This is a genomic window from Comamonas flocculans (assembly GCF_007954405.1).
In the GTDB taxonomy this organism is placed as follows: Bacteria; Pseudomonadota; Gammaproteobacteria; order Burkholderiales; family Burkholderiaceae_C; genus Comamonas_C; species Comamonas_C flocculans.
Genome location: NZ_CP042344.1, coordinates 3,218,370 through 3,234,984 on the forward strand (window position 1 = coordinate 3,218,370; position 16,615 = coordinate 3,234,984).

The following is a 16,615-nucleotide window of genomic DNA, read 5'->3' on the forward strand; positions in this document are numbered from 1 at the left end:
GCGCCCCACGCGCATGGCACAAGCATGAAGAAGCATTCCGGTCCCCATCGCGATTTGCGCATTGCCGACCAGATCCAGCGTGATCTGGCCGAGCTGATCCGCGGTCTGAAGGACCCGCGCATCGGCATGTGCACGCTGCAAGCGGTGGAAGTCACGCCCGACTATGCGCACGCCAAGGTCTACTTCAGCGTGCTGGTGGGCGATGGCGAGGCGACGCAGGAGGCGCTGAACCAGTCTGCGGGCTTTCTGCGCAACGGCCTGTTCAAGCGCCTTGCGATCCACACCGTGCCCACGCTGCATTTCATCTACGACCGCACCAGCGAGCGCGCGGCCGACATGAATGCGCTGATCGCGCGTGCCGTCGCCTCGCGCTCCAAAGACGAGGACGCATGACGACGGCTGCCCCTCGCATCCGGGTGCAGCGGCGCCCGGTGCACGGGGTGCTGCTGCTGGACAAACCCCTGGGCCTCTCCAGCAACCAGGCGCTGCAGAAGGCCAAGTGGCTGCTGCGCGCCGAAAAGGCCGGGCATACCGGCACGCTGGACCCCATGGCCAGCGGCGTGCTGCCGCTGTGCTTTGGCGCGGCCACCAAGTTCAGCGCGCTGCAGCTCGATGCGCCCAAGCGCTACGAGGCCGTGGCGCTGCTGGGCGTGACCACCACCACCGGCGATGCCGAGGGCCAGGTGCTCAGCCGCGGCGCGGTGGACCCCGGCGTGCTGGCGCCCGAGCGCCTGGCCGCGCTGGCGCGCCGGTTCACCGGGCGCATCCAGCAAGTGCCGCCGATGCACAGCGCGCTCAAAAGGGACGGCAAGGCACTGTACGAATATGCGCGCGAGGGCGTCGAGGTCGAGCGTGCCCCGCGCGAGATTGAAATATTTGAATTAAAAATGGCTCCAGCGCCTGCCAGTGAAGCGCAAACAGCTATCAAAATAGAGGTTCTTTGCAGCAAAGGCACCTACATCCGCACGCTGGCCGAAGACATCGGCCGGCAGCTTGGCTGCGGCGCCCACCTGGTGGCGCTCAGGCGCATCGAAACCGGCGGCATAGGCCTTGAGCGCTGCGTGACCTTGCCCGCATTTGAGGCCCTGCCCGAGGCCGAGCGCCTGGCGCGGCTGCTGCCCGTCGACACGCTGCTCGCCGGGCATGAGCGCATCACCCTCGAAGCCGCTGAGGCCGGCCGTTTCCTCTCGGGCCTGCGCCGGCGCGGCCCCTGGCCCGAGCTGGCGGCCGTAGCCGTCTATGGCGAGCAGCCCGCGGCGCTGCTGGGTCTGGGCCACGTGAGGGCGGGCGAACTGGTACCGGACCGGCTGCTGAGCCCCATTGAAATCCAGCAAATCCTGCAAGAAGAAGCACTGTCATCATGAGCAAGCAAATACGCAACATCGCCATCATTGCCCACGTGGACCATGGCAAGACCACCATGGTGGACCAGCTCCTGCGCCAGAGCGGCACCTTTGCCGCGCACGAAAAGGTGCAGGACACGGTGATGGACAACAACGCCATCGAGCGTGAACGCGGCATCACCATCCTGGCCAAGAACTGCGCCGTGACCTGGAACGGCACGCACATCAACATCCTGGATACCCCCGGCCACGCGGACTTCGGCGGCGAGGTGGAACGCGCGCTGTCCATGGTCGACGGCGTGGTGCTCCTGATCGACGCGCAGGAAGGCCCCATGCCGCAGACGCGCTTCGTCACCAAGAAGGCGCTGGCCCTGGGCCTCAAGCCCATCGTCGTGGTCAACAAGGTGGACAAGCCCGGCGCGCGCCCCGACTACGTGGTGAACGCCGCGTTCGACCTGTTCGACAAGCTGGGCGCCACCGACGAGCAACTGGACTTTCCCGTGGTCTATGCCTCGGGCATCAACGGCTGGAGCTCGCTCACGCAGGGCGAGCCGGGCGAGCAGTGGGGGCCGGACATGGCGCCGCTGTTCGAGACCATCCTCAAGCACGTGCCCTCGGTGCAGGGCGACCCGGCCGCACCGGTGCAGATGCAGGTCTCGGCGCTGGACTATTCCACCTTCGTCGGGCGCATCGGCGTGGGGCGCATCAACCAGGGCACGCTGCGCGCGGGCCAGGACGTGCTGGTCATGGCCGGGCCGGACGGCGAGAAATACAAGGCGCGCGTCAACCAGATCCACCAGTTCCAGGGGCTCGATCGCGTGCAGGTGAGCGAGGCCGGGCCCGATGAGATCGTGCTGATCAACGGCATAGAGCACATCGGCATCGGTGAGACCGTCACCGACATCGAAGACCCCCGGCCGCTGCCGATGCTCAAGATCGACGAGCCCACGCTGACCATGAATTTCTGCGTCAACACCAGTCCGCTGGCGGGGCGCGAGGGCAAGTACGTCACCAGCCGCCAGATCTGGGACCGGCTGCAGAAAGAGCTGCGCTCCAACGTCGCCCTGCGCGTGAAGGAAACCAGCGAGGACGGCGTGTTCGAGGTGTCGGGCCGCGGCGAGCTGCACCTGACCATCCTGCTGGAGGAAATGCGCCGCGAGGGCTATGAGCTGGCCGTCTCCAAGCCGCGCGTGGTGTTTCGCGAGATCGACGGCGAGCGCTGCGAGCCCATCGAGCTGGTCACCGCCGACGTGGAGGAAAACCACCAGGGCGGCGTGATGCAGGCGCTGGGTGAGAGGAAGGGCGAGCTCGTCAACATGGAAAGCGACGGGCGCGGGCGCGTGCGTCTGGAATACCGCATTCCGGCGCGCGGCCTGATCGGCTTTACCAATGAATTCCTCAACCTCACGCGCGGCACCGGCCTGATTTCCAACATCTTCGACGGCTACGAGCCCTACAAGGGCGAGATCGGCGGGCGCAAGAACGGCGTGCTGATCAGCATGGACGCGGGCGAGATCTTCACCTACGCGCTGGGCAAGCTCGACGACCGCGGGCGCATGTTCGTCAAGGCCGGTGACCCGGTGTACGAGGGCATGATCGTCGGCATCCACAGCCGCGACAACGACCTCGTCGTCAACGCCACGCGCACCAAGCAGCTGACCAACTTCCGCGTCAGCGGCAAGGAAGACGCGATCAAGGTCACGCCGCCGATCGATCTCACGCTCGAATACGGCGTGGAGTTCATCGAAGACGACGAACTCGTCGAGATCACGCCCAAGAGCATCCGCCTGCGCAAACGCCACCTGAGCGAGCATGAGCGCAAGCGCGCCGCGCGCGAAGAGCGCCCTGATTGACCCACACCCCCAAGGAGCAGGCATGCAAGATGCGGAAGTCCTCACCGAAGTGCGCGGCCAGATCGGCTGCATTACCCTGAACCGTCCCCGGGCGCTCAATGCGCTGTCGCTCGGCATGGTGCGCACCCTGTTTGCCACCTTGCAGGCCTGGGACCAGAACCCGCAGGTTCTTGCCATCGCGATCCGCGGCAGCAACAAGGAGGGACCCTTTGGCGCCTTCTGCGCCGGGGGGGACATCCGCTTTCTGCACCAGGGCGCCACCCAGGGCGACCCGCGGGTGGAGGATTTCTTCACCGAGGAATACATCCTCAACCACCTCACGCACCATCTGTCCAAGCCCTACATCGCCTTCATGGACGGCGTGGTCATGGGCGGCGGCATGGGCATCAGCCAGGGCGCGAGCCTGCGCATCGTCACCGAGCGCACCAAGATGGCCATGCCCGAAACCGGCATCGGCCTGTTCCCCGACGTGGGCGGGGGCTATTTCCTCTCGCGCTGCCCCGGGCACGCGGGCGAGTGGCTGGCGCTGACCGGTGAGACCATAGGCGCGCAGCAGGCCGTGGCGCTGCATCTGGCCGATGCCATCCTGCCGTCGGAAAAGCTGGCCGAGGTCTGGGAGGCACTGGGCCAGCAAAGCTTTGCCGACGGGGCTGCGGTGCAAAGCTGGGTTGCTTCTCAAACGGTAGCTGCTGGCGCAGAGCAGGCGGGCGTCAGAGCCGAATTTGACCAATATTTTTCACTGCCCGACGTGTCCGCCATCATCGCCGCGCTGGAAGCCTCTGAAGGCGATTGGGAGCGTGCCACCGCCGCCACGCTGCGCCAGCGCTCGCCGCTGATGCTGCATGTGGTGCTGCAGCAGATCCGCCGTGCACGCGGCATGACGCTGGCCGAAGACCTGCGCATGGAGCGCGATCTGGTGCGCCACTGCTTTCACCTGCGCCCCGGCGAGAGCGAAACCCTGGAAGGCATACGGGCGCTGGCCATCGACAAGGACCGCAATCCGCAGTGGAAGCCGGCACGCATCGAAGAGGTGGACCCGCAGCTGGTGCAAGCCTTCTTCACCAGCCCCTGGCCGCAGGCGCTGCACCCGCTGGCGCGCCTGGCCTGATGCCTGCCGCCGACAGGCTCTTGCCCGCCGTGGCACCATGGCGGGCATGAGCACTGCCGAACAACGCCTTTTCCCCGACTGGGAAGTCTCCCGCTGGTTCAATGCCGACGCCCCCGTGAGCCTCACTGACCTGCGCGGCCAGGTGGTGCTGGTTGAAGCCTTTCAAATGCTCTGCCCCGGCTGCGTCAGCCAGGCGCTGCCGCTGGCGCGCAAGGTGCACCAGATGTACGGCGGGCAGGGACTGGCCGTCATCGGCCTGCACACGGTGTTCGAGCACCACGACGCGATGCAGCCGCATGCGCTCGAAGCCTTCCTGTACGAATACAAGATCCGCTTTCCCGTCGGCGTGGACCAACCTCTGGAGCACAGCCCCTTGCCCGCCACCATGCTGCGTTGGCAGTTGCAGGGTACGCCCAGCACGCTGCTGATAGACAGGGCGGGGCGCCTGCGCGCCCACCATTTCGGCAGCATCGACGAGCTGGAGCTGGGGGTGGTGCTCGGGCGCTTGCTGGCTGAAGACGGGATCGCGGCCCAGCCGCCGGGCCCGGTCGTTCATTCAGCGGACGAAGGCGCTTGTACTCCAGCAGCCTGCCCCGCGCCCAGCACCGGGCGCTGAACGCCCACGGCCCGCACTTCAGCGCTGGCGGCTCTTCATCGCGCGCTCCACCTCGCGCTTGCCCTCGCGCTCCTTGATGGTGCTGCGCTTGTCGTGCTCGGCCTTGCCCTTGGCCAGCGCAATCTCGCACTTGGCGCGCCCGTCCTTCCAGTAGAGCTTGAGCGGCACCAGGGTGTAGCCCTTTTGCTCCACCTTGCCGATCAGGCGGCGGATCTCGTCCTTGTGCATCAAGAGCTTCTTGGTGCGCGCCGCGTCCGGGCTCACGTGGGTGGAGGCGGTCTTGAGCGGCTGGATCTGGCAGCCGATCAGAAACAGCTCGCCGTTCTTGATAACCACATAGCCCTCGGTCAGCTGCGCCTTGCCTTCGCGCAGCGCCTTGACCTCCCAGCCGTGCAGCACCATGCCCGCCTCGTGGCGTTCCTCGAAGAAGTAGTTGAACGCGGCCTTCTTGTTTTCGGCGATGCGCGCAGACGGTGGTTGTGGTTTCTTGGCCATGAAAAGCAATACCGGCAGCACCACTAGAATCGGTTCTGCCTGAAGGGCGTCCATTTTAGGCGGCGCCCGGCTCCCGTCCACGCATGAAGACCGTCCACAAATCCGTTCTGATCTGGTACACGCCGCAAGAGATGTTCGACCTGGTCACGGATGTGCCCAAATACCCCGAGTTCCTGCCCTGGTGCGACCATGCCGCCGTGCGCAGCAGCGACGAGCACGGCATGACCGCCGAGGTGGGCATCAGCTTTGCGGGCGTGCGCAAGACCTTCGTCACGCGCAACGAGCATGAAGCCGGCCGGCGCGTGACCATCCGCCTGGTGGAGGGCCCGTTTTCGCAGCTCGACGGCGACTGGCAGTTCCATCCCGTGGGCGACGGCGCCCAGCGCGCCTGCAAGGTGGAACTGCGGCTGCACTATGGTTTTTCCAGTCGCGCGCTGGCGGCGCTGGTGGGGCCGGTGTTCGACCGCATTGCCGCCTCGCTCGTCGACGCCTTCGTCGAACGCGCCCAGAAAGTCTATGGCTGAAGCGACGATCCGCGTGGTGGTGGTGACCTCGGCCGCGCCGCGCCAGACGCAAACCTGGACGCTGGACCTGCCCACCGGCGCCACGCTGGCCGAGGCGCTGCGCGCCTGTGGCCTGCAACCCACCGATCCCGATTACGCCGCGGGCGTCTGGGGCAGGGCACAGCCGCTCGACATGCCCCTGCGCGAGGGCGATCGCATCGACTGGTGCCGGCCGCTGCGCGTGGACCCCAAGGTGGCGCGGCGCGAGCGGTTCGCGCGCCAGGGCGCGCGCGCCGCAGGCCTGTTCGCGCAGCGGCGCTGAAGTCTTCCTTCAGGTTTACTTGCAGTCGCTGGCGATGATCTGCTCGGCGCGCTTGAGCTCGGCGGCACGGGTGGCGTCGTCCATGTAGACGCGCTCGCCCTGGGCGTTGACCGTGCCCACCAGACGCCCGGGCTCCAGCGTGGTCTTGGCCTGGCGCGCCCGGCGGCAGTTGTCGGCCTGCGTCTGGGCCTGCTTGCGCGCCTTGGCCTCTTCTTCGGCCTTCTTCCTGGCTTGCTCTTGCGCCTCGGCCTTGGCCTTGGCTTCCTGCAGCTCCTTGTCGGTACCAGCGGAGGCAGCGGGTGGCTTGGCGGCCGCTGCCGCAGCAGGGGCAGCCGCGCCAGCAGCGGGCGACGCGTCAGCGCCGGCCGCTGGGGCATCGGCTGGCGCAGCGCCTGCGGGCGCCGTCCGGGCGGGCGCGATGCGGCCCAGCCGGGGCTCTTGCAGGATGTTCTTTTGCGGCACGTCCAGCGGTGGAGGGCGGTCGCTGAAGACCTTGCGCCCGTCCTTGTCCAGCCATTGGTATTGCGCCGAGGCCAGCGTCGCCCAGCCACAGGCCAGCACCAGCAAGAAGAAGCGTTGCAAAGTCATGCGCGCAGTGTAGCGGCGCCCGTGCGGTGCGCCTAGCCTCGTGCCGATGGCCAGCCTGGGTGCTGTGGTCGCATGGGTACAATCCGTTTTTTGGAGCCTATCCCATGCGCCTTCTCGGAAAAGCGCTCACCTTCGACGATGTGTTGCTGGTGCCCGCATATTCCCAGGTCCTGCCCAAGGACGCCTCTCTCGCGACGCGCTTCACGCGCGGCATTTCCCTGAACATCCCGCTGGTGTCCGCCGCCATGGACACGGTGACCGAAGCGCGCCTGGCCATCGCCATCGCCCAGGAGGGCGGCATCGGCGTGGTGCACAAGAACATGTCGGCCGAGCAGCAAGCGGCTGAAGTGGCCAAGGTCAAGCGCCATGAATCGGGCGTGGTGCTCGACCCGGTGGTCATCACCCCCGAGCACACCGTGCTGCAGGTGCTGCAGTTGTCCGAAGAGCTGGGCATTTCCGGCTTTCCGGTGTGCGATGGCGGCAAAGTCATAGGCATCGTCACCAGCCGAGACGTGCGTTTCGAGACCCGCTACGAAGTCAAGGTGCGCGAGATCATGACGCCGCGCGAGCGTTTGATCACCGTGCGCGAGCAAGACCACACCAGCCCGGACGAGGCCAAGCAGCTGCTGAACAAGCACAAGCTCGAGCGCCTGCTGGTGGTGAACGACGCCTTCGAGCTCAAGGGCCTGATCACCGTCAAGGACATCGACAAGCAGACCACCTTCCCCAACGCCGCGCGCGACGCCGGCGGCAGCCTGCGCGTGGCCGCGGCCGTGGGCGTGGGCGCCGGCACCGAAGAGCGGGTGGAACTGCTGGCGCGCGCCGGGGTGGACGCCATCGTCGTCGACACCGCGCACGGCCACAGCAAGGGCGTGATCGAGCGCGTGCGCTGGGTCAAGCACCACTACCCGCAGCTGCAGGTGATAGGCGGCAACATCGCCACCGGCGCGGCGGCGCTGGCGCTGGTGGAGGCCGGCGCCGACGCGGTCAAGGTCGGCATAGGCCCGGGCTCGATCTGCACCACCCGCGTGGTGGCCGGCGTGGGCGTGCCGCAGATCATGGCGATCGACAGCGTGGCCAGCGCGCTCAAGGGCACCGACGTGCCGCTGATCGCCGACGGCGGCATCCGCTTCTCGGGCGACATCGCCAAGGCGCTGGCCGCGGGGGCGAGCTCGGTCATGATGGGTGGGGTGTTCGCCGGTACCGAAGAAGCGCCCGGCGAGGTCATCCTCTACCAGGGCCGCTCCTACAAGAGCTACCGCGGCATGGGCTCGATCGGCGCGATGCAGCAGGGCAGCGCCGACCGCTACTTCCAGGAGTCGAGCAGCGGCAATCCCAACGCCGACAAGCTGGTGCCCGAAGGCATCGAGGGCCGCGTGCCCTACAAGGGCTCCATGGTCTCCATCGTCTACCAGATGACGGGCGGCGTGCGCGCCTCCATGGGCTATTGCGGCTGCGCGACGATTGCCGAGATGAACGAAAAGGCCGAGTTCGTCGAAATCACCGCCGCCGGCTTTCGCGAATCGCACGTGCACGACGTGCAGATCGTCAAGGAAGCGCCCAACTACCACGGCAACTGATTGCCGGAATCCTTATTTCGATAGCTGCCGGCGCTTGCCAGACAAGGGCTGGAGGCCGATTTCTTCATGAAACGCCATGGACCACGACAAGATCCTCATCCTTGACTTCGGCTCACAGCTGACACAGCTCATCGCCCGGCGCGTGCGCGAGATGCACGTGTATTGCGAGGTACACCCCTGCGACGTCTCCGACGACTGGCTGCGCGCGCAGCTGCAGGAAGGGCGGCTGAAGGGTGTGATCCTCTCGGGCAGCCATGCCAGCACCACGCTGGAGAGCACCGACCGCGCACCGCAGGCGGTGTTCACGCTGGGCGTGCCGGTGCTGGGCATCTGCTACGGCATGCAGACCATGGCGGCGCAGCTGGGTGGCGCGGTGCAGGGCGGCGAGCAGCGCGAGTTCGGCTATGCCGAGCTGCGTGCCCACGGCCATACCGCATTGCTCAAGGACATCGCGGACTTCACCACCGAGCAGGGCCACGGCATGCTCAAGGTCTGGATGAGCCACGGCGACAAGGTCACCGAGCTGCCGCCGGGCTTCAAGCTCATGGCCAGCACGCCGTCCTGCGCCATTGCCGGCATGGCCGACGAGGCACGGCACTTCTACGGCGTGCAGTTCCACCCCGAAGTCACGCACACCGCACAGGGCAGGGCGCTGCTGCAGCGCTTCGTGCTCGGCATCTGCGGCGCGCGCGCCGACTGGGTCATGCAAGACCACGTGGCCGAAGCGGTGGCGCGCATCCGCGCCCAGGTGGGCGACCAGCAGGTGCTGCTGGGCCTGTCCGGCGGCGTCGATTCCAGCGTGGCCGCCGCGCTGATCCACAAGGCCATCGGCGAGCAGCTCACCTGCGTCTTCGTCGACCACGGCCTGCTGCGCCTGCATGAAGGCGACATGGTCATGGCCATGTTCGCCGAGAAGCTGCAGGTCAAGGTGGTGCGCGTGAACGCCGGACCGCTCTTCCTGCGTGAGCTCGCCGGCATCAGCGAGCCCGAAGCCAAGCGCAAGACCATAGGCCGGCTGTTCATCGACGTGTTCAAGGCTGAAGCCGAAAAGCTCAAGGCCCAGAGTGCGCGCGAGATCGCCTTCCTGGCCCAGGGCACGATCTACCCCGACGTGATCGAATCGGGCGCCAGCAAGAACGCCAAGAAGGCCGTCACCATCAAGAGCCACCACAACGTCGGCGGCCTGCCCGAGCAACTCGGCCTGGAGCTGCTCGAACCCCTGCGCGACCTGTTCAAGGACGAGGTGCGTGAGCTGGGCATCGCCCTGGGCCTGCCGCCCGAGATGGTCTACCGCCACCCCTTCCCCGGCCCCGGCCTGGGTGTACGCATCCTGGGCGAGATCAAGCCCGAATACCCGGACCTGCTGCGCCGCGCCGACGCCATCTTCATCGAAGAGCTGCGCAACGGCATCGACGCGGCCAGCGGCAAGAGCTGGTACGAGCTGACCAGCCAGGCCTTTGCCGTCTTCCTGCCGGTGAAAAGCGTGGGCGTGATGGGTGACGGGCGCACCTACGACTACGTCGTCGCCCTGCGCGCCGTGCAGACCAGCGACTTCATGACCGCCGACTGGGCCGAGCTGCCCTACAGCCTGCTCAAACGGGTCAGCAGCCGCATCATCAACGAGGTGCGCGGCATCAACCGGGTGACCTACGACGTGAGCAGCAAGCCGCCGGCGACGATCGAGTGGGAGTGAAATCAGGTCCTTCGGGGACTATCGCCAGTTATCGAAAAACTGTCGTAACGTGTTGATTTAAAAGAAAATACGTCACGACAGCTATCGGTGGTTATCGCCGACCAGCAAAACGGGTTGACGGTAGAGTTGACGGTAAGAACCGGAGGTCTGATTAAGACCCTCCCGTTTACTATTGAGACCAAACCGGTCTTTGACGGTAAAACACTCCCCTGGAAAGCTTGTTTCATGCGGCTTTCCGGGCATCGACGGGTCTCCTGGCCCCTGACGGTAAAAGCCGTCACGAAACAGGAGGAAAACCTCGATGCTTACCGACACAGCACTGCGCAACCTGAAGCCTAAGTCCTTGACTTATAAGGCTTCTGACCGGGATGGGATGTACGTGACGGTATCGCCCGCCGGTACCGTCACCTTCCGCTACGATTACCGTCTCAACGGGCGCCGTGAGACCCTGACCATCGGCCGCTATGGCGCCGGCGGCATCTCCCTGGCTATGGCCCGCGAAAAGCTGCTTGACGCCAAGAAGGCCGTCGCTGCTGGCTGTTCCCCGGCACTGGAGAAGCAGCGCGAGAAGCGCCGGCTGACCGCAGCCAAGAACTTCGGCGATGTAGCGCTCAAGTGGCTGGCGGACGCCAAGATGGCCGACAGCACGCGCGCGATGCGCAAGCATGTCGTGGACCGCGACATCCTGCCGGTATTCAAGAGCCGGCTGCTCAATGAAATCACCGCCGATGACCTGCGGGCCTTGTGCAACAAGGTGAAGGCGCGCGGGGCTCCTGCCACTGCGGTGCATGTCCGCGACATCGTGAAGCAGGTCTATGCCTTTGCCATCCTGCATGGGGAGAGGGTGGACAACCCGGCCAACGACGTGGCGGCCGCCTCGATCGCCACCTTCGTGCCGAAGGACCGGGCGCTGTCGCCAGCCGAGATCCGCTTGGCGTTCCACCAGTTGGAGTCCATCGCGACCTACCCGACGATCCGCCTGGCGCTGCGCATGGTTCTGCTGACCCTGGTGCGTAAGAGCGAACTGATCGAGGCAACCTGGAGCGAGATCGACTTCGAGCACGCGACCTGGACGATTCCGAAGCAACGTATGAAGGGGCGCAACCCTCACGTGGTTTATCTGTCCCGGCAGGCCCTGGACATCCTGGTGGCGCTGCACACCTGCGCGGCGGGCTCGAAGTTCGTGCTGCCCTCGCGCTATGAGCCGACCCGTTGCATGTCGCATGCGACCTTGAACCGGGTGACCCAGCTCATCGTGTCGCGGGCCCAGGCCGCAGGCCTGCCGCTGGAGCCGTTCACGGTGCATGACCTGCGCCGCACCGGCTCGACGCTGCTCAACGAAGTGGGCTTCAACGGCGACTGGATCGAGAAGTGCCTGGCACACGAGGAAGGGCGCTCCTCGCGCTCGATCTACAACAAGGCCGAATACGCCGAGCAGCGGCGCCACATGTTGCAGGAGTGGGCCGACATGGTCGATGCCTGGATCGACGGGCGCACCCATGTGCCGAAGCTGCTGCCGGAGAACGTATCAGTCCCAGTTCTCAGTGCGGCTTTGTGAAGGGAGGGCCGCATGATGAACCCATCTAGACTCTCTGTCGGCAGCCAGCGCAAGGTTTGCGCACACGGCAAAAGGATCACTCTGGGTGATCTTTTCCAGCTCTTGTCAAACTGGTCGGCCTTGGCGAAGGTTTATAAATCTGTTATTTTGAGCACTATGGATGCTCAAAATTCAGGAAAACTGAACCGTTTGCTGGCCGAACTGGGCGATACCCGGTTGGTGTCCAGCCGCTGGCTACGGGCGCACGGCTACTCCAACAGCCTTGTGGCGCGCTACGTGGGCAGCGGCTGGCTGGTGTCGCCAGCGCGTGGCGTCTACATGCGCAGGGGCGGGCGGCTGCAATGGGATGGCGTGGTCCGCAGCCTGCAGGTCGGTGAGGGCATGCCGCTGCACGTCGGGGGACGCTTCGCACTCGGCCTGCAGGGCCACGAGCACTACCTGCGCCTGGGCGATGCCGGGACGATCACGCTGTATGGGCCACAGCAGCCGCCGGGCTGGGTGGGCAAGCTTTCGCTGGAGCAGCGCTTCGAATACCAGGGCAAGGGTTCGCTCGATCTGCCGGCCGTACCCGTCACTGCGGAAGTCTCAGAGAAGGCGTTGTCGGAAGCGGGCCTGGCTTGGCATTCAGCGGCACCTGGGACCGATGCGCTGGTTTGCTCGACGCCCGAGCGGGCCATGCTGGAACTGTGCGACAGCGTATCGGATGCGGCAGGGGTCTATGAGGCCGATGCGCTGATGCAGGCCATGACCACGCTGCGGCCGCAGCGCGTCGGCCTGATGCTGCGGCACTGCCGCAGCATCAAGGCCAAGCGGCTGTTCCTGGCCCTGGCCGAGCGCCATCGGCATGCGTGGCTGTCGCACGTGCCGCTGGAGGGCGTCGATCTGGGTCGTGGCAAGCGCGCGTTGGTGCCCGGCGGACGCCTGCATCCGACCTACCAGATCACCTTGCCGGGAGAGCTCGATGAGCACCTGGCTTGAGCACTGGGACCGGCGCTACACGGACCGCGTGCGGCTGCTGGTCGATATCCTGCCGGTGTTGGCCTCGGAGCCGGGCTTTGCGCTCAAGGGCGGCACGGCCATCAACCTGTTCGAGCACGATCTGCCACGCCTGTCGGTGGACATAGACCTGGCCTGGTTGCCGGTCCACGACTACGCCGAAGATGCGAAGCTGATCGCCGAAGCGTTGGGGCGGTTGGCCGATGTGTTGCGCGCCCGGCCTCTGAAATTGCAGGTGCAGACCTCGGCGGGCGAGGGCGGGGCGGTCACTCGCCTGGTGGCCAGTCGCGGCCGTGCGCGCGTGCAGATCGAGACGACGCCCGTGATGCGTGGCACGGTGCATCCGGTGCGTACCATGGTCGTGAGGCCACGGGTGGAGGAAGCCTTCGGCTTTGCCGAGGTGCAGGTGCTGGCGTTCGCCGATCTCTATGCCGGCAAGCTGGCGGCTGCGCTGTCGCGGCAACACCCGCGTGATCTCTTCGACGTCGGCCTGCTGCTGGAGGATGAACGAGCAGATGCGGGTCTCTGGCGAACCTTTCTCGTGTACCTGACGTGCAGTCCGAAGCCGGCCTGGGAAATGCTGGCACCGCGCGTGCCGGCGGATTTCGAGGCCACCTTCGAGGCCCACTTCAAGGGGATGACGTCCGTGCCTATCAGCGTGGCTGCCTTGCTGGAAAGTCGCGAGCGCCTGTTGGCGCGCGTAGCGCATTGGTTGGATGGGTCGTCGCGCGCCTTCCTGCAATCCGTCGAGGATGAGAAGCCGGATTTCAGTCTGATTGGACTGGCCCATGCGGCTGACTTACCGGGGGTGCGACGCAAGCTGCACAACCTGGCGCAGCGCACGGCCGCCAAGCGTGCAGCAGATCGTCAGCAGCTTGACGACATGCTGGCGCGGATCGCCGGTACTGGATGACGAAGGAGGCTGACGCGATGGTTCACGATTTCACACTGGTCTATGCGCTGGACTCGGGCGTCGGGTCGCAGGAGGATGTCCTTCGCCAGTTGGCGAACAGCGACTGCGCCGATGCCACGGTCGGCTGGGGACGGCCAGGTCATGTCGGTCTGGCTTTCAGCAGGGAAGCGAGCGACCGCGATGCTGCGGTCAAGCTTGCAACGGTGCAGATGGCACAGGCGCTGCCCGGGGCAGTACTGGTCCGGGTGGCTGCCGCGTAGCCGCTGCAAGCATTTGATGGTGGCGTCATCATCGAACAGGGCGGTGCCGGCGCAGCCTCACGTCCGGTCCGCTGGACGAGGTGGTCTTCGCTGATCGAGAGGCTTGCTTGCGGCCTTCGATCCAGGCTTCGACTTCTTCCAAATCCCACACGACGCAACGGGCGGTGAGGCGGAAGCGGCGCGGGAATTCGCCGCGCTGCTCCATTTCGTAGATCGTCGTCTCGGCGAGGGGGACGATCTGGTGCAGTTCGTGGCGGCGGATGGTGCGGCGGAAAGGCAAGGGCGCCTTTGCCGGGAACTGGGGAACGTTGTCGTAGCCGGCCGTGCCCGGATGGGGTAAAGATGAAGGTCTGTCCTGGGCGGGTTGCGAAGAGGGCGGCATGGCAGTGACCTTGATCGGATGCGTTGGTGCCCATGGTGGCTATCGCGGGCGATCGGTACAACCTGTTGGGGCGAAGTCGGTCGTGTCCTGATACGCATATTCGCTCTGCTGGCCTTATTTGCTGTGCAGTGAATCTCCGTGGTCTTCCGTCGTCACGGCGTTCCGCCGCCGGGCTCGCGGGCTGCGCCCCGTGCTTCGTGCCGAATCGCGGCCGTCCGGCTTTGATCCCTGATGTCTCCAGCCCTCGCGGGCCTGCGCGTGCTGCGCACTTGCCCAAAAGCCGACGTATGTGGAGGTGCGAGGGGAGGCGGTCTTGCTGTTCCCTTCATGGTGCCATGGCGTGCTCGCGGTCAAGGGCTGCGCGCCGATGGCGCTTGCGTCCTGGCGGCCGTCGTTAACCCTTGACTGCTTGCGCTGCGCCGTGCCCCGGAAGGGTCGGGCAATTCCGCCCGGCAACCTTTCAGGAGTTCACCATGAACAACGTACCCATTACTGCCGAGCAACGCATCGTGCTGCTGGCCAACGGCCGCGCATCGCTGGAGAACCCGGACTTCGATCCGGCTCCAGTGGTCAAGCTGTTCACGCCGGACGGCGGCGCGACCTGGCTGCTGACCGAGATTGATCCCGATGACCACGACCACGCTTTCGGTCTTTGCGACCTGGGCCTGGGCGAGCCGGAAATCGGCTGGGTCAGCTTGAGCGAGCTGGCGAGCGTGCGCGGCGGGCTGGGCCTGCCGATCGAACGTGATCTGTCTTTCCGTGCTGAGAAACGCTTGAGCGCCTACGCACGCGATGCGCGGCTGGCCGGGCGGATCATCGTGTGACCTCGCAAGCGCGCCGTCCTTCGGGGCGACGCGCTTTTTTCTGCTGCGCCCGGTACCGATGCCTTCGCGCCTGCGGCGCTGCGCGCTCCGCTTGCACTCCAGGGGAAGGCCATGCGGCCATCCCCGCCGCGCTGCGCTTGGCGCCCCTCGATACCGCCGCCCCGGCGGTGCCGGCGCGGCAACCCCTGCGCATCAGCGGCATTTCATCCAGGGCATTCAGCCCATGCTGCCCATCGTTGATGGCATGGGCGTCCCCGGCCACCTGGAATGTGGCCGGTCGCGCTGTCGTGCTGCGCATCGAACCCCTACGGGTTTCGCCCCTTCGGGCTTCCATCGCTAACGCCTACGGCCCGGCTTCCAGCTCCGGGCCTGCGCGCTTCGCTTGCGTGCGGTTCGGCACATAGGGAAGGCCGTTGCCATGTCCAGCCGTCTTCCCTGACTCCATCACCTTGTCCGCGACTGTAGCCCGCGCCCGTGTGCCGTCAAGGCGCGCAGGGCCGTGTCCTCGGCTGCGCCTGCGGGCCGCACCAACCCTGCGCTTGCCTCCTTGACAGCACCCGTTCGCGCGCTCCTGACCGTCGCGGGCGATGAACTCAGGAAAGACGGTGGCAACAGGGCCAACCGGGTTCCTCGTGCCGACCGCACCAAACAGCCGAAAGGCCGGGCTCCGAATCTAGGAATCCGGTGTGCGGTTTGAACAGCAAACCCTTTTCGTCAGGAGAAAGACCATGCAACTCGCATCCCGTTTCGCTTCCCGTTCCCCCTCGCTGCGCAGCGACTACCCACTGTCCGATGACCAGATTCATCGCGTAGCGCCTTCCATCTTCGCGGACGCGCCGCATGAAAGCCGTTCGCAGCGGTACGCCTACATCCCCACCGCTGCCGTGCTGACCGAGCTTCGCAAAGAGGGGTTTCAACCCTTCATGGTGACGCAGACCCGCGTGCGCGACGAAGGCAAGCGCGAGCACACGAAACACATGATCCGCTTGCGCCACGCCAGCCAGATCAATGGCGCGGAAGCCAATGAAATCATCCTGCTGAACTCCCATGATGGAACGAGCAGCTATCAGATGCTGGCCGGCATGTTTCGGTTCGTGTGCAGCAATGGGCTTGTGTGCGGCGACACCGTGGCCGATGTGCGCGTGCCCCACAAAGGCAACGTTTCCGGGCATGTGATCGAAGGCGCTTACGAAGTCTTGCGCGGCTTCGACCGGGTGAAGGATTCCCGAGATGCCATGCGCGCGATCACGCTGGACGAAGGTGAAGCCGAAGTGTTCGCCCGTTCTGCGCTGGCCCTCAAGTACGACCCCACCGACAACAAGCCCGCGCCCATCACCGAATCGCAAATCCTGATGCCGCGCCGGTTCGATGACCGCCGCCCGGACTTGTGGAGCGTGTTCAACCGCACGCAAGAAAACCTGACCAAAGGTGGATTGCAGGGCCGCAGCGCCAACGGACGCCGCCAGCAGACCCGCCCCGTGCAGGGCATTGATTCCGATGTGCGCCTCAATCGCGCCCTCTGGATGCTGGCCGATGGCCTGCGCCAGTTGAAAGCCTGATTCCCCACGCGGCAGGGGCAGG

At 66.0% G+C, this 16,615-nt stretch carries 18 protein-coding genes; 15 read left to right on the plus strand and 3 right to left on the minus strand.

Features of this window, described 5'->3' with window-relative positions:
- Positions 1-24: 24 nt before the first annotated feature.
- From rbfA to FOZ74_RS15425, 5 genes are read left to right on the plus strand one after another with little or no spacing between them, the layout of a single operon-like run.
- A complete protein-coding gene (gene rbfA, locus FOZ74_RS15405) occupies positions 25-393 on the plus strand; it encodes a 30S ribosome-binding factor RbfA (RefSeq protein WP_146913931.1) in 369 nt (122 codons plus the stop codon).
- Entirely contained in the window at positions 390-1,364 is a 975-nt protein-coding gene (truB, locus tag FOZ74_RS15410; RefSeq protein WP_146913932.1) for a tRNA pseudouridine(55) synthase TruB, read from the plus strand. Before rbfA ends, truB begins: the two co-directional genes overlap by 4 nt.
- Complete coding sequence (gene typA / locus FOZ74_RS15415) at positions 1,361-3,196, plus strand: translational GTPase TypA (RefSeq protein ID WP_146913933.1); 1,836 nt, start codon at positions 1,361-1,363, stop codon at positions 3,194-3,196. The genes truB and typA overlap by 4 nt, the downstream gene beginning before the upstream one ends.
- Before the next feature lie 22 nt (positions 3,197-3,218).
- Positions 3,219-4,304 (plus strand): enoyl-CoA hydratase/isomerase family protein, encoded by a 1,086-nt coding sequence (locus FOZ74_RS15420; RefSeq protein WP_146913934.1) that lies wholly within the window; start codon positions 3,219-3,221, stop codon positions 4,302-4,304.
- 46 nt (positions 4,305-4,350) lie between these two features.
- Positions 4,351-4,920: a TlpA disulfide reductase family protein gene (locus tag FOZ74_RS15425; protein ID WP_146913935.1), complete on the plus strand. Its 570-nt coding sequence runs from the start codon at positions 4,351-4,353 to the stop codon at positions 4,918-4,920.
- Between the two features lie 18 nt (positions 4,921-4,938).
- Here the strand turns inward: FOZ74_RS15425 and smpB are convergent, their stop codons facing one another.
- Entirely contained in the window at positions 4,939-5,415 is a 477-nt protein-coding gene (gene smpB, locus FOZ74_RS15430) for an SsrA-binding protein SmpB (RefSeq protein ID WP_146913936.1), read from the minus strand.
- A gap of 83 nt (positions 5,416-5,498) precedes the next feature.
- Between smpB and FOZ74_RS15435 the strand changes: the two genes are divergently transcribed.
- Together FOZ74_RS15435 and FOZ74_RS15440 are read left to right on the plus strand one after the other, a co-directional pair.
- Positions 5,499-5,939, plus strand: coding sequence for a type II toxin-antitoxin system RatA family toxin (locus FOZ74_RS15435; RefSeq protein WP_146913937.1), 441 nt, complete (start codon positions 5,499-5,501; stop codon positions 5,937-5,939).
- Positions 5,932-6,240, plus strand: coding sequence for an RnfH family protein (locus FOZ74_RS15440; protein WP_146913938.1), 309 nt, complete (start codon positions 5,932-5,934; stop codon positions 6,238-6,240). The genes FOZ74_RS15435 and FOZ74_RS15440 overlap by 8 nt, the downstream gene beginning before the upstream one ends.
- A 15-nt stretch (positions 6,241-6,255) precedes the next feature.
- Here the strand turns inward: FOZ74_RS15440 and FOZ74_RS15445 are convergent, their stop codons facing one another.
- A complete protein-coding gene (locus FOZ74_RS15445; protein ID WP_146913939.1) occupies positions 6,256-6,828 on the minus strand; it encodes a DUF4124 domain-containing protein in 573 nt (190 codons plus the stop codon).
- A gap of 104 nt (positions 6,829-6,932) precedes the next feature.
- Here FOZ74_RS15445 and guaB point away from each other — a divergent pair, with 104 nt between their 5' ends.
- From guaB to FOZ74_RS15475, 6 genes are all read left to right on the plus strand, one after another.
- Positions 6,933-8,408 carry an IMP dehydrogenase gene (gene guaB, locus FOZ74_RS15450; protein WP_146913940.1) on the plus strand — a complete coding sequence of 492 codons (1,476 nt, stop codon included), beginning with the start codon at positions 6,933-6,935 and terminating at the stop codon, positions 8,406-8,408.
- A 76-nt stretch (positions 8,409-8,484) separates the two neighbouring features.
- The gene (gene guaA, locus FOZ74_RS15455) at positions 8,485-10,101 is read left to right on the plus strand and encodes a glutamine-hydrolyzing GMP synthase (protein WP_146913941.1); all 1,617 of its coding nucleotides are present in this window, start codon (positions 8,485-8,487) and stop codon (positions 10,099-10,101) included.
- A 301-nt stretch (positions 10,102-10,402) separates the two neighbouring features.
- Positions 10,403-11,659 carry a tyrosine-type recombinase/integrase gene (locus FOZ74_RS15460; RefSeq protein WP_146913942.1) on the plus strand — a complete coding sequence of 419 codons (1,257 nt, stop codon included), beginning with the start codon at positions 10,403-10,405 and terminating at the stop codon, positions 11,657-11,659.
- A 156-nt stretch (positions 11,660-11,815) separates the two neighbouring features.
- A complete protein-coding gene (locus FOZ74_RS15465) occupies positions 11,816-12,637 on the plus strand; it encodes a type IV toxin-antitoxin system AbiEi family antitoxin domain-containing protein (RefSeq protein WP_146914234.1) in 822 nt (273 codons plus the stop codon).
- Positions 12,621-13,568, plus strand: coding sequence for a nucleotidyl transferase AbiEii/AbiGii toxin family protein (locus FOZ74_RS15470; protein ID WP_146913943.1), 948 nt, complete (start codon positions 12,621-12,623; stop codon positions 13,566-13,568). The genes FOZ74_RS15465 and FOZ74_RS15470 overlap by 17 nt, the downstream gene beginning before the upstream one ends.
- Before the next feature lie 17 nt (positions 13,569-13,585).
- Complete coding sequence (locus FOZ74_RS15475) at positions 13,586-13,828, plus strand: transcriptional regulator (RefSeq protein ID WP_146913944.1); 243 nt, start codon at positions 13,586-13,588, stop codon at positions 13,826-13,828.
- A 28-nt stretch (positions 13,829-13,856) separates the two neighbouring features.
- Here the strand turns inward: FOZ74_RS15475 and FOZ74_RS15480 are convergent, their stop codons facing one another.
- The gene (locus tag FOZ74_RS15480; RefSeq protein WP_146913945.1) at positions 13,857-14,210 is read right to left on the minus strand and encodes a helix-turn-helix transcriptional regulator; all 354 of its coding nucleotides are present in this window, start codon (positions 14,208-14,210) and stop codon (positions 13,857-13,859) included.
- 473 nt (positions 14,211-14,683) lie between these two features.
- Between FOZ74_RS15480 and FOZ74_RS15485 the strand changes: the two genes are divergently transcribed.
- Positions 14,684-15,034 carry a DUF2958 domain-containing protein gene (locus FOZ74_RS15485; RefSeq protein ID WP_146913946.1) on the plus strand — a complete coding sequence of 117 codons (351 nt, stop codon included), beginning with the start codon at positions 14,684-14,686 and terminating at the stop codon, positions 15,032-15,034.
- A 728-nt stretch (positions 15,035-15,762) separates the two neighbouring features.
- The gene (locus FOZ74_RS15495; protein ID WP_146913948.1) at positions 15,763-16,593 is read left to right on the plus strand and encodes a DUF932 domain-containing protein; all 831 of its coding nucleotides are present in this window, start codon (positions 15,763-15,765) and stop codon (positions 16,591-16,593) included.
- Positions 16,594-16,615 lie beyond the last annotated feature (22 nt).

What these genes read in the sequence shown, in the direction of transcription:
- rbfA (WP_146913931.1), top strand. Translation starts at nt 25, where the DNA reads ATGAAGAAGCATTCCGGTCCCCATCGCGATTTGCGCATTGCCGACCAG.
- truB (WP_146913932.1), top strand. Translation starts at nt 390, where the DNA reads ATGACGACGGCTGCCCCTCGCATCCGGGTGCAGCGGCGCCCGGTGCAC.
- typA (WP_146913933.1), top strand. Translation starts at nt 1,361, where the DNA reads ATGAGCAAGCAAATACGCAACATCGCCATCATTGCCCACGTGGACCAT.
- FOZ74_RS15420 (WP_146913934.1), top strand. Translation starts at nt 3,219, where the DNA reads ATGCAAGATGCGGAAGTCCTCACCGAAGTGCGCGGCCAGATCGGCTGC.
- FOZ74_RS15425 (WP_146913935.1), top strand. Translation starts at nt 4,351, where the DNA reads ATGAGCACTGCCGAACAACGCCTTTTCCCCGACTGGGAAGTCTCCCGC.
- smpB (WP_146913936.1), bottom strand. Translation starts at nt 5,415, where the DNA reads ATGGCCAAGAAACCACAACCACCGTCTGCGCGCATCGCCGAAAACAAG.
- FOZ74_RS15435 (WP_146913937.1), top strand. Translation starts at nt 5,499, where the DNA reads ATGAAGACCGTCCACAAATCCGTTCTGATCTGGTACACGCCGCAAGAG.
- FOZ74_RS15440 (WP_146913938.1), top strand. Translation starts at nt 5,932, where the DNA reads ATGGCTGAAGCGACGATCCGCGTGGTGGTGGTGACCTCGGCCGCGCCG.
- FOZ74_RS15445 (WP_146913939.1), bottom strand. Translation starts at nt 6,828, where the DNA reads ATGACTTTGCAACGCTTCTTCTTGCTGGTGCTGGCCTGTGGCTGGGCG.
- guaB (WP_146913940.1), top strand. Translation starts at nt 6,933, where the DNA reads ATGCGCCTTCTCGGAAAAGCGCTCACCTTCGACGATGTGTTGCTGGTG.
- guaA (WP_146913941.1), top strand. Translation starts at nt 8,485, where the DNA reads ATGGACCACGACAAGATCCTCATCCTTGACTTCGGCTCACAGCTGACA.
- FOZ74_RS15460 (WP_146913942.1), top strand. Translation starts at nt 10,403, where the DNA reads ATGCTTACCGACACAGCACTGCGCAACCTGAAGCCTAAGTCCTTGACT.
- FOZ74_RS15465 (WP_146914234.1), top strand. Translation starts at nt 11,816, where the DNA reads ATGGATGCTCAAAATTCAGGAAAACTGAACCGTTTGCTGGCCGAACTG.
- FOZ74_RS15470 (WP_146913943.1), top strand. Translation starts at nt 12,621, where the DNA reads ATGAGCACCTGGCTTGAGCACTGGGACCGGCGCTACACGGACCGCGTG.
- FOZ74_RS15475 (WP_146913944.1), top strand. Translation starts at nt 13,586, where the DNA reads ATGGTTCACGATTTCACACTGGTCTATGCGCTGGACTCGGGCGTCGGG.
- FOZ74_RS15480 (WP_146913945.1), bottom strand. Translation starts at nt 14,210, where the DNA reads ATGCCGCCCTCTTCGCAACCCGCCCAGGACAGACCTTCATCTTTACCC.
- FOZ74_RS15485 (WP_146913946.1), top strand. Translation starts at nt 14,684, where the DNA reads ATGAACAACGTACCCATTACTGCCGAGCAACGCATCGTGCTGCTGGCC.
- FOZ74_RS15495 (WP_146913948.1), top strand. Translation starts at nt 15,763, where the DNA reads ATGCAACTCGCATCCCGTTTCGCTTCCCGTTCCCCCTCGCTGCGCAGC.